The organism is Streptomyces sodiiphilus (assembly GCF_039529215.1).
GTDB lineage: Bacteria > Actinomycetota > Actinomycetes > Streptomycetales > Streptomycetaceae > Streptomyces > Streptomyces sodiiphilus.
In genome coordinates this window covers 44,416-58,933 of record NZ_BAAAMJ010000042.1, presented here as the reverse complement: position 1 = coordinate 58,933, position 14,518 = coordinate 44,416, and the positions used below count along the sequence as shown (strand labels likewise).

The window sequence follows — 14,518 nt, the reverse complement described above, 5'->3', positions numbered from 1 at the left end:
CCTCGGCACACTCACCGCCCTCTGGATGCGCCGAAAGCAGACACGCGTCTCGTCATAGCGACCGCCTGGAGGAGCCAGGGGGCAGGTGCGCGCCATCTGCCGTGGCGTCGTCGCCGTCGCGGGGGTCTCGGCCAGGGGGGTCGATGCGGACCGGGCGGAGGCGTGCGACGTTGGCGGCCCAGGCGAGCGCGAGGCAGAGCGCCAGCGTGACGGCGAAGTGGGTCAGTCCGCCGTGGAGGCTGTACGCGGTGGTCGGATCCCCGATGGCGTACGCGGACAGTTCGCGTGTTGACCACAGCGGCAGCAGTTTCGCGAGTGAGCCGTCCGGGTCGACGAGGAGCTGAAGGGCCATGACGGACAGCAACGCCAGTGCGCCTTCGAGTTCTTCCGTGATGACCAGGCTGACGAGGGCACCCAGCGGCGCGCTGATCAGGACGGTGGTGAGCAGCAGCAGGGCGATGCCACCGAGCCGCGGCAGGCTTTCCTGGGTGAGCGCGACAACTCCGAAGTAGCACCCGGCCACCACCACGCCGAGTGTCACCAAGGCGAGTTGTCTGCCGAGGAACAGGGCGGTGGGCGATGCTCCGATCACGCCGAGCCGCTGATCGAGGCGCCGGGACGTGACGTGGCTGAACAGCGCCAGGGTGGCGATCGCCCAGCCCGCGCCGATCGCGAGGAACCGGATGGCCTGCCAGTGGACGTCGATGCGGACCGCGTAGAAGACAAGCGGCAGGAAGAAGACCAGCAGGAGCGCCGAGCGCCGGCGTCTCATCTCCCGCAGGCTGGTGGAGGCGACGGTCAGCAGCATCAGGTTTCCTCCACGGGACGCAGTTCGAGTATGTGGTCGACGCGGTCGAGGTCGTGGAGCATGTGGGTGACGACCAGGACGCCCGCCCCGCCGTCCCGCCAGCGGAACACCTGATTCCAGAAGTCGAGGTAGGAGGCCTGGTCGAAGCCCTGGTAGGGCTCGTCGAGCAGGATGAGGTCGGGGCGGGCGATCTCGCTGAGGACCACATTGAGCTTCTGCTGCGTCCCGCCCGACATCTGCGACGCGGTGGTGTCCTCGCGAGGGCGCCAGCCGAGCTGCGAGGCGAGGTGGCGGCCGGTCGCACCCGCCTGCGCGGCGCCCATGCGGTAGGCCGCGCCGAAGAGCCGGAAGTGCTCTGCCGGTGTCAGCAGGGGTAGCCGTGGCGTTGCGGACCGCCTGGGCGAGCGTGCCCGCGTAGGCGACGGCGGGCCCGTACATCGCGCCGGGGTCCAGGGCGGCATCTTCGGCTTCGGCCAGTGCGTCGTCGGTGAGTTCTCTCGCCTGCCTGGCGTCGATACCGAGTTCGGCCAGGCTTCCGAGGAGTTGTGCTCCCCATTCCTCGGCGGACATCACGCCGGCCCGTGCTGCCCGCTCAACGTGCTCGGCGCACTCACCGGTGTGTCGACCACGGTGTTCATCGCGGTGCGGAACTGCTGCCGTTCGCGCATGGCCGCTCGGCCAGTGTCCGTGAGTCCGTAGTACTTCCGGGTCCGGCCCGGGGCGTCCGCTCTCTGCGGCGAACACCCCCGGGGCGGCGCGAACGGGTCATCCCATCGGCGGGGACGACCCGTTCATCGAAGAGCCGGTACCGGATTGCCTCATCCGCCCTCGGACGGGGAAGCACCTCCCGCTGTGACAGGGCGGAGCTTGGCGCGGAAGTGCCGCAGGATCGGGCCCTGTTCCACGATGCGGTAGCCGTGCACGGAGTCCGCGGCCTTGACGATCCGTTCCAGGGTCGAGCCGATGTGGTCGTAGTGGCTGCGCGTGTAGACCCGGCGCGGCAACGCCAGCCTGACCAGCTCGTACGGCGGGCCGCTCACCTGGTTGCCGTCCTCGTCCTCCTTCCCCAGGTACAGCGAACCGAGTTCGGCCGAACGGATTCCGCCCTGCAGGTAGAGCTGGCAGGCAAGGGCGTGGCCGGGGTACTGGTGCGGCGGTATGTGGGGCAGGAGCCGCCCGGCGTTGAGATAGATGGCGTGCAGCCCGGCAGGCTCGAGGATGCTCACGCCGGCGGCCCGGACCCGGTCGGCCAGATAGCCCGCGCTGTCGGCCCGCTCCGCGAGGTAGGCGGGTTCGGTGACCTCCAGCAGGCCCTGGGCAACCATGTCGAGGTCGCGTCCGGCCAGCCCTCCGTAGGTGGGAAACCCCTCGGTGGCGATGAGGAGGACCTCGCACTTCTGGGCCAGTTCCTCGTTGTTCAGCCCGATGAAACCGCCGATGTGGGCGATCCCGTCCTTCTTGGCACTCATGACGCACCCGTCGGCGAGACGGAACGCCTCTTCGGCGACCTGGCGAGGGGTGCGGTCCTGGTAGGCCGCCTCGTGGCGGGTCACCAGCCAGGCGTTCTCGGCGAACCGGGCGGCGTCCAGAATCATGGGCACGCCGTGCCGCCGGCAGAGTTCGGCGGTGCGCCGGAGGTTGTCCATGGAGACGGGCTGACCACCGCCGCCGTTGTTGGTGATGGTCATCACCACTGCGGCCACTCGCGGGCCGCCCGAATCGGCCAGCGTCTTCTCCAGCGTCTCCAGGTCGATGTTGCCCTTGAAAGGCTCGTGGCTGTCCAGATCGCGGGCCGCGGCGCACGGCAGATCGCGAGCCTGGCAGCCCGCCAGCTCCACGTTGGCCCGGGTGGTGTCGAAATGCGTGTTGGACAGGACGACGTCGCCAGGTGACAGAAGCGCGGAGAACAGGACACGCTCCGCGGCGCGCCCCTGATGGGCGGGCAGAATATGCGCATACCCGGTGAGATCCCTCACCGTGTCACGGAACCTGTAGAAGGAGTGCGAGCCGGCGTAGGACTCGTCACCGGCCATGCCGGCGGCCAGCTGCGCGGCCGACAGAGCGCCGGTGCCCGAGTCGCTCAGCAGGTCGATGGTCACTTCGTCGGCTCGCAGATCGAAAAGGTTGTAATGCACTCGCTTGAGCGCCGCTTCACGCTGCTGGGGTGTTGTCACCGGGAGTGGTTCGACAACCTTGATCCGGTACGGCTCCATATCCGGTTACTGCTCCTGTTATCGGTGTTCTACTGCTCTGAGTGGCTTCCCGCGCCCGGTGCGGGCTATCGGGTGGGAAGAGGAATCGACAGCTGGGACCTGGGCGGTTGAACCTTGTACGCCTCCGAGGAGATGTACGTGGTCACACGCGGCGGACGTCCCAGCTCATGGACCAGCGCAAGGTAAGCGATCAGTCCGACACCGTCCTGGAGCCTGCGGCCGCTCACTCCTGCCAGCGCCCGGTCGAGCGGTGCGGGGTCCATGCCGTACCGACTCAGCAGAGCCCGCGCACGCGCACGTGCCTCGCCGTCGTGCGACGCGTAGTCCCGGACCGGGAAGTGCAGGGTGAAGCCGCTCGGCAGTCCGCTCTTCGCCTCGGTGAAGGAGTGGCACGAGAGGACGGGCCGCCCGGCGAACCGCGCGCTGTCCCGGAACGCGGGCGAGGCGTCGAGGTCGCCGGCGGTGCACAGGAACTCCTGGAGTACGTGCGGCTCCGGGCCCGGGTCCATCCGGCTCAGGGCGCCCGAGTCGGCGACGGACAGACCTTGGTGGGCAAGGTAGATCTTTGCACGGGGGGTTTCCCAGTCGCCCAGGTCAAGGGCGAGGAACGGGTACCCGTCGGCCTGGGGAAGTGTCGCGAACGCCCGCTCGTGCCCGAGCCGGCACAGCGCCTCGCGTACGGTCCTGGCCGCCCGATCCTTTCCGGACGCCGCGGGGTTCAGGTAGACCTTCACCTTGGGGACTCCGCCGGGGCGGAGCTCCAGGGCGAGCCACAGCGCCAGGGGGCCCTGAGGGGAAGGGGGGAAGAAGAGGTCTTCCAGTTCATCGAGCCGGTCGGTGGTGAAACCCCAGCGCTGCGCCATGGCACGCACCACCCGCAGTCCTGTACGGCCGTTCGCCGCCAGGTCGCCGGCCCCGTGCCCCGGCTCCAGCAGTACGCGCAGCGTGGGATCCGCGCCGGGGACGAACGAGAGGGAGAACTCGACCGGCGTGTGGTCGTCGGACAGGAAAGTCGGAGCGTGCGGCGGCAGGTCCAGTGGACGTTCCACCACATGTTCCAGGGACTGCGTCAGGAGGTCCGCGTATCCGTGCGCGTCCGCATGGCCGAGTCCCACAGCCCGGCACAGACGTGTTAACTGGCCCGCGACAAAGCTGCCGAGTGGTTCCGCCTTCGTCGTTTCCCGGAGCCGTGGAGGCGACGTGGTCACTGCCCCGCCTCCCGGGTGGCGGTGCGTGCGAGGCGAGGGTGCCGGCACGGTGCGGCCGGTCGCCGGAGGGAACCGACCGCTCGGGGGAGGCGGACAGGAACAGCGGTGCTGCGACCGGGTATCTGGTTCTTTGTCACAAGAAATCCGGCGTCAGGATAATTCGCGGGGACAGGACAGCCCCCCGCCGTCGAGGCCCGGCGCGGAAGGCCTTGCCCGGCAGGGGAACGCAGAGTGGCAGTGGTGTCGGTGGATAGCTCCACGACGCCTCCTTAGTCGTGTACCAGGAGTCATACAGCTCCCTTCTATCCCTTCAGTTTGATCTTCAACCAGTACACGATGTCCAGATGTGCCGGGTAAATCAACTCTTCAGCCAGTTCAGGAACGAACTCCATCGTCCCCCGCGATCCTGGTGTGCCCGCGTGTCGCCCCCGCCCTGGGCAGCGGCGTCCTCGCCCTGTGTGGTCTCGGCGGCTTGCCGCGTCTCGAGTTCTTCCTTGGGCGTCACAGGAGTGAAGCGGACCGGGAGAGCGGCCAGAGCCCGATGGAACGGTCCCGGACGCCAGGTCAGGCTGTCGCCCGGCACGGCGAGTTCCATGTCGTGCAACTGGTTGAGGAGATGCTCGATGGCGACCACCGCGATGATCCGGGCGGAGTCCTTCGCCGGGCAGGCGTGCGGCCCCGCGCTCCAGGCCAGATGAGACCGGTTGCTGGGCGTGTGCCGTGACGCGGAGAGCGCCGGGTCCTTGTTGGCAGCGGCGAAACTGACCAGCATCATGTCGCCGGCCCTCAGCCTCTGGCCCGCGAAATCCACGTCGGCCGCCGGATAGTGCGGTGCGTAGTTGGCGATGGGCGGGTTGTTCCACAGCGTGGCATCAATGGCCTCGTCGATCATGCCACCGGCCGCATACCGTCCCTCGTCGTCGGTGAGCAGCAAGTACAGAGTGTTGGCGAGAAGGTTCCGCTGCGGTTCCACACCCGCTCCCAGCAGCAGGACGAGCTGCTGGATCATCTCCTCGTCGTTCAGGCGCGCCTGGTGCCGCATCAGCCAGGAGGTGACATCATCGCCGGGCCGGCTCCGCTTCAGGGCGACCAGTTCGGCCACCGCCTGGATCAGCACCTCATTGGCCTTCTCCGCGTTCACGCCCTCGAAGACGCCGGATATCCCGAAGAGAACCCGGTCTCCGATCTCCGCGGGGCAGCCGAAGAGATCGTTGAAGACGAAGAGCGGCAGCAGCTTGGCGTAGTCGTTGAGCACGTCGGCCGAGCCTCGGCTGCTGAACTGCGCGATGAGGTAGCGGGAGACCCGCTCGGAGCACTGCTTCAGCCAGTACGCGTCGACCTGCGCAAGGCTGTCCGTGACCGCCTGGCGCAGCCGCTTGTGCTCGGCACCGTCGGTGAACATGCAGTTGAGGCGGGGCGCGAGCATCGGAAGGACCGGACTGTCCTCGCTGATCCTGCCCTCGTCGAGGTCCCGCCAGCGGCGGGCGTCCTTGCGGAAGATACCTGGGTTCTGCAGGAGTTGAAGAGCCGCCGCGTAATCCGTCACCAAAGTCGCCTCCACACCGGGAGCCAGCTCGACCGGCGCGGTCGGCCCGTAGTGGCGCATGTACTCGTAATAGGAGTCGGGGTTCGCCGCGAACTCCGATCCGTACAGCGGCACACGTTCAGCCATGCCGTGGGCCGGACATCCCGGGGGCGGTACGGGGAAGGTGGGATCAGTGCTCATGCTTGCTCCTTACGGACTTTGTTCTGAAGATAGTCGACAAGCGATATCAGAGCCCTGGCAGACGATCTCTCATCACGCGCATCGCAGGCGATGACCGGAGTTTCGGGCAACAGGTCGAGGGCCTCGCGCAACGAATGCTCGTTGCGAATCTGCGTCCCGTCGAAATGGTTGACAGCAATCGCGTAGTCGAGTCCGTACTGCTCGATCAGGTCGATGACGTCAAAGGATTCCCTCAGCCGCTCGGGGTCGATCAGGACCAGGGCTCCGAGAGCGCCACGGGCCACGTCTTCCCACATCTGCACGAAGCGCTGTTGCCCCGGCGTGCCGAACAAGTACAGCACGATGTGATCGCTGAGGGTCAGGCGGCCGAAATCCATGGCCACCGTGGTGGTGGTCTTGCCCCGCACTCCTTTCAGGTCGTCGATGCCCTCTCCGGCCTGCGTCATCGTCTCCTCTGTGGAGAGCGGTGGGATCTCGGACAGGGTTTTCACGAGGGTGGTCTTGCCCACCGCGAAGTGCCCCACGACGAGAATCTTCACCGCGGTCTGCTCGGCCCCGCCACGGACGTAGGACGGCTCACCCAAAACGGGCCCGGAGACCATCCAGCACCTCCTGAAGAATCTGCTCGTCGACTTGCTGTGCCCGCTCCACGGGTGCTCGCGTGGTGAGATAGCCACGTTCGGCGAGTGAGGAGAGGAGCACCTTCACGACTCCCATGGGCAAGCCCATGTGGCCCACGATCTCGGCGACCGCGAGGTAGCCGCCGGAGCACATCCGCAGAACACTCTGTTCCTCGGGGGAGAGCAGAGCGGGCCACTGCTGCCGGCTGTCGACCGCGGTGACCAGTGTGATCAGCGAGAGCTCGTCACCCTCGGGGACGTTCCGGCCGTTGGTGATGACGTACGGCCGCACCAGTGCGGCGGCCTCGGGCTCCTGCATTTCCGGGTCATCGGTCACGGGCGCGCACCGGTGCCCTCACGCGGCGAAGTCGCCAGTTCCTTGCCCAACTGGCTGACAATCAGCTGCATTCGATAGGTGATGCTTTCCATATCGACGTCGGTCGTGGCGGAGACCGCGAGGTACGCGCCGGACCCGGCGGAGATCAGAAAGATCCAGCCACCGTCGAACTCGACCACCGTCTGCTGCCACTTCAGGCCGGGCTGGTCGCAGAAGAACGCGAGCGAGCGGCTCAGCGACTGCACGCCGCTCATTCCGGCAGCGGCCCTCTCCGCGTTGTCCTTGTCTAACTCCTTGGAGGAGGTCATCAGCAGCCCGTCCGCGGAGACCAGGACCGCGTGAAGAGCCCCGGGAATCTCCAAGACACCGTCAAGCATCCATGAAAGATTTTTCGTCACCGAACGTCATGCCCTTCGCTGCTTGGCTCACGTGTGCTGCTCTGCCGGCCCTCAGTGTCCGCGCTCACAGCCCGACCGGATTGTGTGCCCCGCTGAAGGCGCCCGTATGTGGACGCGGTCCTCTCCGCTGAGCGGGGCCGGCTGCCCGTGCCTCGGGAGTCCTGCGGCACGATGGCCAAAGCCTGCTTCCGCCGGCGCCTGGGAAGGCCGTCCGCGGTCTCGGGCAGGGCGGCGACAGCCTCCCCGCCGGGGTTGTTCGAGGGAACGGTGCTCACAGCCCTGGTCGCTTCCTTCGGCTCCGGCATGCTGGTGAGCAGCGCGTCGGGCAGCAGTACCACTGCCCGCACTCCTCCGTAGGGCGAGGTGGAGTCCACGGAGACCGTGAAGCCGTAGCGCTCACAGAGCTGACCGATCAGGGCGAATCCGAACCGGGGAGGGTCGCCGAGCTCGGAGACACCGGACGCCCGTTCGCTGGACAGCAGTCTGGCAGCCCTGACCTTCTCTTCCTCGTCCATACCGACACCCGCGTCGTCGACGACGATGCAGATGCCCTTGGGCACGGTCCGGACATCGATCCCGACCATGGTCTCCGGCTGCGAATAGCTGGTGGCATTGTCCAGTAGCTCGGCTAGTGCCAGTGCCACCGGTTCGACAGCTCGGCTGGTCACGCCGAAGTCAACCTGCGAGAGGATCTCGACACGCTGGTAATGCCGGATCCTGCCCTGAGCGCTGCGCACCACGTCGTGCACCGAGGCGACCTCGCGCTGCCGCCCCGCCCAGCCTCCGCACAGCACAGCGATGGACTGGGCGCGCCGTCCGAACTGTGAGTTCATATGGTCGATCTCCAGGAGGTCCTGAAGAACCGGCGACTCACCGTACTTTTCCTGAACCCGGGAAATGATCAGCTGCTGCTCACCGGCGAGACCCTGGAGTGTCCGCATCGCGGACTTGAGCACCGTGTTGATTGCTTCTTCGGCCTTCTTCCGAGCCTCGTCCACGGACGCCGAGAACTTGTCCTCCAGCTCGGCGTTGCGTTTTTCGAGCTCGGCGTTGCGCTCTTCGGCCCGGGCCTTTTGCTGTTCGAGGCCGGCGCATTCCCGCCTTAACCTTCGCGACACGTTCCGGGCATGGATGACAATGAGGGCAGCAATGGAAGTTCCAGCAATAAGAACCCAAAGCGCCGGGCCCTGCATGTAATACGTCATAAAACTCTCTTCAAGCGACTGGCATCTGGTCACTGGGTTCGTGCTCAGCGCGACGTACTGCCCGCCAACTGCTCCGGGGCGGCTTCCCGGGCCGCACCTCCGACCCAATGAAGTCGTTTTGCGGCCGGAGCCCACTCGTTGGTGCGGCGATCGTATCACCGCACCAACCCGGTTACTTTCCTCGCGAGTCACCGGCGGGGCCGGGTAGCCGGCCCCGCCGGTGACCGTCCGTTTCGCCCTGCGACATCCCGATCAGGTGGGGGAACACGCGCGGCACACAGGGGGAGTCTCCGCAATTGGCCTGTGGTGCCGGTGACCACGGAACAGTCACGAATTCTCCGTTTTCGCCCGGCCCGTGGCCGGGGAACTCCTTCTTGGCCGCGGCCCCCGGCGGCTGCGGCGCACTCCCTTCGCGGGCCGGCCGCTGCCACAGGTGTCAGTCCCGGAACGCAAACAAGCCGTTCACCTCCCGAGGCGCCTCCCCTGATCGTCTCCCTCGTCACCACCGGGCACCGGCAGACGCTCACCCCGGCTCCGACCGATGGCGTCCGGACGGGCGCCGAAGCAGCCGGAGCAGTGGCTCGATCACGTCGGCGACAGTGTGCAACACGTCTTCAACTCCGTGCGGTTGATGGCCATGCCCCCGAGTCGTCACCAGCGGCTGCGGGGGCCTCCTGCGCGCAGTCCGGGCACACACCGCGGAACTGCGCTGCGTAGCGATTCACTCACAGAATGGGACCCGGTCGTTTAGCCTGGCCGGGGGCCCAGAGGTGACAGTGCGTTCGTCGCAGGGGAGCTGACAGTGAGCAACATCTATGGGGAATGGCTGCGTGAGCAGCGTGAGGCCGCGGGCATGACGCAACAGCAGCTGGCCGACGCGGCGTTCATGACCCGCTCGCACGTCGCGCACATCGAGGCAGGCCGACGCATCCCGTCGGAGGACGACGCCCGCCGCCTGGACAGAGCCCTGAACACGGGAAACGTGCTGACCAGCTTCCTGCCCCGGGAGGATGTGGCGGTCGCCGACTACTTCGAGACGGCACGACTGCTCGAACAGCAGGCAACAGTGATCCGGGAGTTCGCCCTCTCCTTCGTTCCCGGCATCCTCCAGACAGAGGCATACGCGCGGGCCGTCCTGCGCGTGGGTTTCCCTCCCTTGAGCGAAGAAGAACGTGACAGGCTCGTCGTCACGCGGCTGGAGAGATCGAAAGTCCTCCTCGACCCGGTGACTCCGGTCGTCTGGGCGCTCCTGGACGAGGCCGTGCTGAGGCGCCCTGTGGGCAGTCCGCGCGTCATGGCGGAGCAGATCACGCACCTCGTCCGCCTCGTCGAGTCCGGCCGCATCCGCGTGCACGTTCTGCCCTTCGGGCTGGGACTCCACCCGCTCATGCAGAGCATGCTGACCTTGATGTGGTTCGAGGACCAGCCTCCGGTCGCCTACTCCGAGGGAGTGCAGATCGGCAAGGTGCACGACAGCCCGTCCACCGTCGAACGGCTCCAGGGCTCCTACGACCTCGCGCTTGGCGACGCGCTGCCGATGCAGGAGTCACTCACCCTGATGCGGGCGGCAGTGAGGGACTATGAGCACCATGAGCGCACACTCAATCGCCAACGCCGCGGTCCTGCCTGACTGGCGCAAGTCCTCATACAGCGGCAACGAAGGGGGCAGCTGCCTGGAGGTGCTGGACGGCTACCCCTCCGGCATCCCGGTCCGCGACTCCAAGCAGGCCTCCGGCCCGGCTCTGGTCTTTCCCAGCGCGCACTGGGCGATATTCGTCGCCACCGTGAAGGAGGGTGGGCTCTCCACCCGGAACCCGTAAAGGGGCCAGCGGCGCGGGGCGTCCAGGCAGAACAGTCCCGGGGCGGCCGGGGACCGCGACGGTTCGCGGTCCCCGGCCGCCGGGTGGCGGTCAGCCGGCCGTGCCGGTGACGGTCGAACCCGACCTGGTGAGCGTGTACGACACCGTGTCGCCGCTCCAGAAGTGGAAGGTGAGGTTCACCGTGGAGTTGTCCCGCACCGCGTCGAAGAACGCGGAGGGAAGGGTGATGCGGCCGGCCTCGTAGTCCGGCGCGAAGGCCGCGTCGAACTCCTTGAACGACGTCCAGTCGTGCGGGCCGGCGTTGCCGCCATCCGCGTACACGGCCTCCATGGTGGCCAGCTGGTCGCCGCGGAACGCGGTCGGGATCCGCAGGGAGTTCGTCGTCCCCGTGGCGTTCTGCAGGACCGGGGTGTCGTGGGTGAGGATGTGCACGTCCCAGGGCACCCCGCCGGAGAAGCGCAGCGAGATGGTGGTGTTGACCCCGTACTGGCCCGGGCCGGCGAGCCGGTCCAGGGTCGCGGCGCGGATGGTCAGCCGGTCGCCGCTCACGGAGTAGTCACGGTCCCGGACGAGCCACCGGGAGCCGTGGACGACCGAGGTGAGTGTGTGACCGTTCGTGTTGAGTGTGAGCGTGGCATCGGTCGTCTGCTGGGACCCGCGGACGAAGATCTGGTCGGAGGAGGCCGTGCCGGAGGCGGTGGTCCAGCTCGACTTGATCTGCCGGAACAGGCTCGGGTCGTTCCAGCGGAACGCGGTGCGGTCGAAATGCTGGCCGTTGTCCCACAGCATCGTCGTCAGGCCGCGGGCCCGGGCGTGGGTGCCGAAGTGCTCGAAGAACTTGAGCTTCTCGCCCTGCTGGATGGTGCCGGTGTGGCGGTCGAAGCCGAGGAGCCCGTACTCGCCGATGATCAGCGGGATGCCGCGTGCCACGAACGTGTGGTGCAGACGGTCGAAGGTGTCCGTCAGGTCCTGGCGCGAGGTGTCGTCGTAGCGGGTGAAGCCCGCGACGTTCACGCTGAACGGCCAGAAGCCGTAGTAGTGGATCGTGGCGGCCAGGTTGGGGTCGTCCAGTTCGTCGAAGGTGTCGACGAGTTCGTCCAGCCGCTCCTGGTCGGAGGAGGTGTGCAGGGTCGGCAGGACCAGCAGCCGGTCGGTGTTGTTGCCGCCGGAGCCCCGGACGATCCCGTGGAACTTGGCGTTGAGGTCGTGCATCAGCTCGGCATTGTGCGCGTCACCGGAACTGCCCTCGAAGAAGGGCTCGTTGATGCTCTCGAAGCTGAGCTTGGGGGGTGCGTCGCGGAAGGTGCCGGCGATCTGCTCCCAGGCCGCGGTGTAGCGGGCCATCACGTTGTCGTAGTCCCTCGGCAGGTTCATCACCCACTGCCAGGAGTCGTGATGGATGTTGATCATGACGTAGAAGCCCTCGTCCAACGCCCAGCCCACCACCTCCTCGACGCGGTCCATGTACGCCTGGTCGATCGTGTACGAGGGGCCGGGGCCCTGATGGGCACTCCAGGTGACCGGGATACGGATGCTCTCGAATCCCTGGGCGCGCACATTCCTCAACTGCTCCCGGGTGATGCGGGGGTTGCCCCAGGCCGTCTCGTCGTCACCGACGGCGTCAAGGGAGTTGCCCAGGTTCCAGCCCGGCTGCATCGCCTCGACCATCTCCATGGCCGAGACCTTGGCCGGCGGCTTCTTGTGCTTGGCCGCGCCGAATTCCTCGGCGCCCGCGGAGGACGGCATGGCCGCCAGGCCGAGTAGGACCGCCAGGGCGGTCAGGGCGGTCAGGGCGGTCAGTAAACCTCGTGAACGGCTCTTCACCGTCGTCGTCCCTTTCCGTGTGCATGTGTCCGAGCGGCTCGGGATGAGCCCGCTGCTGCCGGAACACGTGTGTCCCACGGCCGAACGCGCGCGCCGCCCCGTGCGCTTGCCCGGTCCTGAGCGTTCGTCCGGCGTACCGTTCCGCCGACGGCTGTTTCCCGCCGACGTCCCCGAACTGCGCCCCGGAACAACACTGTCGAAGATATTCGACACAGTTCCGACATATTCGAACACTACTGTTGCGTCGTGCACACGTCAATGAATGCCGTCGGGATCCCGGGCACAGGCAGCCGACGGCCGGGGCACGGGACAACCCCATGCGATGACACCACCGGCCCCCTACCGCCCCGCGGCCACGTCGCCGTCCCCTGAGACCACGGGCCGCCGCCCGGGGGGTGGGAGACGGGGGACGGCTTGGGCACAGGGAGGTGCGGATCAGCCCTGGGGTTCCGCCCTCTGCCGGCGCTTCTCCGGCTTCCCGTACGTCTTCTTCCAGGTCTTCAGGTGCTGCCGGTTGCCCTGGCCGCCGCCTCCGGTTTCGAGCACGGACGTCAGGGGCGCGCCGTTGAGCCAGGTGGCGAAGAGGTTGCGCCCGATGGCGATGATGCCCTTCTCTCTCGCGTACCTCTCGGCGTCTGCGGTGAAGCGCGTGTTCGTCACGAAGATCGCGACATCGGCGCCGAAGTCCGTCCGGGTGCCCAGCAGGCGCTGCATGTCGCCGCCGGCGACCGACCGGTGCGCGGCGAAGCGCTTGCACTGCACCACCATGGACCGGCCGTCGGGCAGCCGGCCGCCGATGTCCCGGCCCCGGTCCCCTCGCCCGCCGACGCGCTCGACGTCCGTGCAGCCGCCCTCACGGAACATCACGGCCACCTGCCGTTCGAAGTCCTCGCCGGACAACGCGTCGATGCACTGCATCGTGCGGTTGGCGTCCCTCACCCGCTGTTCGGCCTGGAAGACCGCTTCCTTGCGGCGCACCTCCCGGAGCCGGCGCCACCCCAGCCTGCCCAGCAGGACGAGGCAGCCGAGGGCCAGGGCCGCGAGCACGTACGGCCAGACCCGGGACCAGAAGACCACCATTGCCGCGAGCGCCACCGCTCCGGCAATCGCCAGCCGCCGGTTCCGCCTGCGCCGCCACCCACGTCGTCGTGCCATCGGCCTCGTCCCCCTCGCCCGTTCACTGCCGGGACCCAGAGTGGCGGACAGGCCACTCAGCGCGAAAGGGGGCCTCCGTCTTCCGCCGCCCTCCGGCTGCTTCCGGCTCCCGGTTCGGTCTTACCGAAGCGGGGGCTGGGGCGAGGGCCAGCCGTCCCTCGGACGCGCGCCAGGTCCGTGGCTCCGCCCGCTGCTCCCGCTCCGGGCCGTCCAGCAGCAGACCGAGCCCTCCGAACTCGCCGGAGAAGGCGTAGCCCGGCTCGGCGAGCCGCAGGGACCGTGCGAGGAAGTACCACCAACGGCATGGACTTCGCTCCTTATCAGGGCCGAGGCCCTGACCGGCGACTCGTTCATCCATGAGGCGCCCCGCCATCGTCGGCTGCCGGATTCCATCGGCCCTCCCCTGCACCGCCCGCACCTGCCCCTGGCACGACCCCGAATACTGCGGACGCTCTGGACCAGGACGAGTACAGTCCGTTGTGGGCAGGACGGCCGATGACGACGTGCGCGCGCTCCGCGCGCCCGAGGAACGGGGGGACCTCACCACACACCGACTTTGCCCGTTGCCATCGACAGTCGAGATCGACCGAGGCGGATTTCGATACCCGCACAGGAAAGGGACATGGAAAGTTCTCACATATGCCTGTACTGCCAGCACTTGCCCTCACTGGAAACGGAGTACGGCATCGTCGCCGCGGCCGGGAGACTCCTCACGCCTCGCGAAAAGCAGGTATGGCTCCTGCTGGGCCTGGGGCTGACAAACCGCAGGATCGCTCTCACCTTAGTCATCACGGAGGCAACTGTGAAGAAGCATGTCGCTACCGTCATGAGAAAGCTGAGTGCGTCGAGCCGCCTGCACGCCTCCATCATGGCGCGGACGTGGCACCAGATCAGCTGCACTCATCAGAGCCCTGCCCCTTCCTGCGGCGGGACGGGAGTGCGGGCCCGAGCGGAAGCTTCCGGTTCATAGTGCGTTCGGTGCTCCACAGCAGCGTCACCGGTGACCCGGATGCCGGAACAACTGACCCATCCGGCAAGGGAGAACGCGCACCGGGACGGCCTGCCCGCGGGCACCACGCCGGGCGGCTTGCCCCTGCGCGGAAGTGCTGAATCCAGGGGGGCAGCAGCAGAGTCCGCCTCGCGCCCTTCCGACTGTCCGGCGGCTGCCGCCTTCCTGTTACTCCCGGGTACGCGAGGTTTCGCA

14 protein-coding genes are annotated in these 14,518 nt (G+C 67.7%); 3 read left to right on the top strand and 11 right to left on the bottom strand.

From position 1 onward, the window contains the following. Nucleotides 1-52: 52 nt before the first annotated feature. The 9 genes from ABD299_RS18550 to ABD299_RS18510 all read right to left on the bottom strand — a co-directional run bounded on the left by ABD299_RS18550 (nt 53) and on the right by ABD299_RS18510 (nt 8,515). Nucleotides 53-808 (bottom strand): ABC transporter permease, encoded by a 756-nt coding sequence (locus ABD299_RS18550; RefSeq protein ID WP_344263811.1) that lies wholly within the window; start codon nt 806-808, stop codon nt 53-55. Next, nucleotides 808-1,131 (bottom strand): ATP-binding cassette domain-containing protein, encoded by a 324-nt coding sequence (locus tag ABD299_RS18545; RefSeq protein ID WP_344263809.1) that lies wholly within the window; start codon nt 1,129-1,131, stop codon nt 808-810. Before ABD299_RS18545 ends, ABD299_RS18550 begins: the two co-directional genes overlap by 1 nt. Nucleotides 1,132-1,626: 495 nt before the next feature. After that, on the bottom strand, nt 1,627-3,021 hold the full coding sequence (locus tag ABD299_RS18540) for a tryptophanase (protein ID WP_344263808.1): 1,395 nt from the start codon (nt 3,019-3,021) through the stop codon (nt 1,627-1,629). 65 nt (nt 3,022-3,086) lie between these two features. Beyond that, nucleotides 3,087-4,070 (bottom strand): tryptophan dimethylallyltransferase family protein, encoded by a 984-nt coding sequence (locus tag ABD299_RS18535; protein ID WP_344263806.1) that lies wholly within the window; start codon nt 4,068-4,070, stop codon nt 3,087-3,089. Nucleotides 4,071-4,587: 517 nt separating this feature from the next. Further along, nucleotides 4,588-5,955 (bottom strand): cytochrome P450, encoded by a 1,368-nt coding sequence (locus tag ABD299_RS18530; RefSeq protein ID WP_344263804.1) that lies wholly within the window; start codon nt 5,953-5,955, stop codon nt 4,588-4,590. Then, nucleotides 5,952-6,557, bottom strand: a complete 606-nt coding sequence (locus tag ABD299_RS18525) for a GTP-binding protein (RefSeq protein WP_344263802.1) — start codon at nt 6,555-6,557, stop codon at nt 5,952-5,954. The genes ABD299_RS18530 and ABD299_RS18525 overlap by 4 nt, the downstream gene beginning before the upstream one ends. Then, nucleotides 6,532-6,894, bottom strand: a complete 363-nt coding sequence (locus tag ABD299_RS18520) for a DUF742 domain-containing protein (RefSeq protein ID WP_344263819.1) — start codon at nt 6,892-6,894, stop codon at nt 6,532-6,534. The genes ABD299_RS18525 and ABD299_RS18520 overlap by 26 nt, the downstream gene beginning before the upstream one ends. A gap of 14 nt (nt 6,895-6,908) precedes the next feature. Then, nucleotides 6,909-7,310, bottom strand: a complete 402-nt coding sequence (locus tag ABD299_RS18515; protein ID WP_344263800.1) for a roadblock/LC7 domain-containing protein — start codon at nt 7,308-7,310, stop codon at nt 6,909-6,911. Further along, on the bottom strand, nt 7,307-8,515 hold the full coding sequence (locus ABD299_RS18510; protein WP_344263798.1) for an ATP-binding protein: 1,209 nt from the start codon (nt 8,513-8,515) through the stop codon (nt 7,307-7,309). Before ABD299_RS18510 ends, ABD299_RS18515 begins: the two co-directional genes overlap by 4 nt. An 802-nt stretch (nt 8,516-9,317) precedes the next feature. Between ABD299_RS18510 and ABD299_RS18505 the strand changes: the two genes are divergently transcribed. Both ABD299_RS18505 and ABD299_RS18500 read left to right on the top strand, forming a co-directional pair. Continuing rightward, nucleotides 9,318-10,145, top strand: a complete 828-nt coding sequence (locus ABD299_RS18505) for a helix-turn-helix domain-containing protein (protein WP_344263796.1) — start codon at nt 9,318-9,320, stop codon at nt 10,143-10,145. Then, nucleotides 10,105-10,335 (top strand): DUF397 domain-containing protein, encoded by a 231-nt coding sequence (locus ABD299_RS18500; RefSeq protein ID WP_344263794.1) that lies wholly within the window; start codon nt 10,105-10,107, stop codon nt 10,333-10,335. Before ABD299_RS18505 ends, ABD299_RS18500 begins: the two co-directional genes overlap by 41 nt. A gap of 90 nt (nt 10,336-10,425) precedes the next feature. Here ABD299_RS18500 and ABD299_RS18495 read toward each other — a convergent pair whose 3' ends face one another. Further along, entirely contained in the window at nt 10,426-12,159 is a 1,734-nt protein-coding gene (locus tag ABD299_RS18495; protein ID WP_344263792.1) for a cellulase family glycosylhydrolase, read from the bottom strand. 435 nt (nt 12,160-12,594) lie between these two features. Further along, the gene (locus tag ABD299_RS18490) at nt 12,595-13,314 is read right to left on the bottom strand and encodes a restriction endonuclease (RefSeq protein WP_344263791.1); all 720 of its coding nucleotides are present in this window, start codon (nt 13,312-13,314) and stop codon (nt 12,595-12,597) included. A 622-nt stretch (nt 13,315-13,936) separates the two neighbouring features. Here ABD299_RS18490 and ABD299_RS25170 point away from each other — a divergent pair. Next, nucleotides 13,937-14,284 (top strand): response regulator transcription factor, encoded by a 348-nt coding sequence (locus ABD299_RS25170; protein ID WP_425581366.1) that lies wholly within the window; start codon nt 13,937-13,939, stop codon nt 14,282-14,284. Nucleotides 14,285-14,518 lie beyond the last annotated feature (234 nt).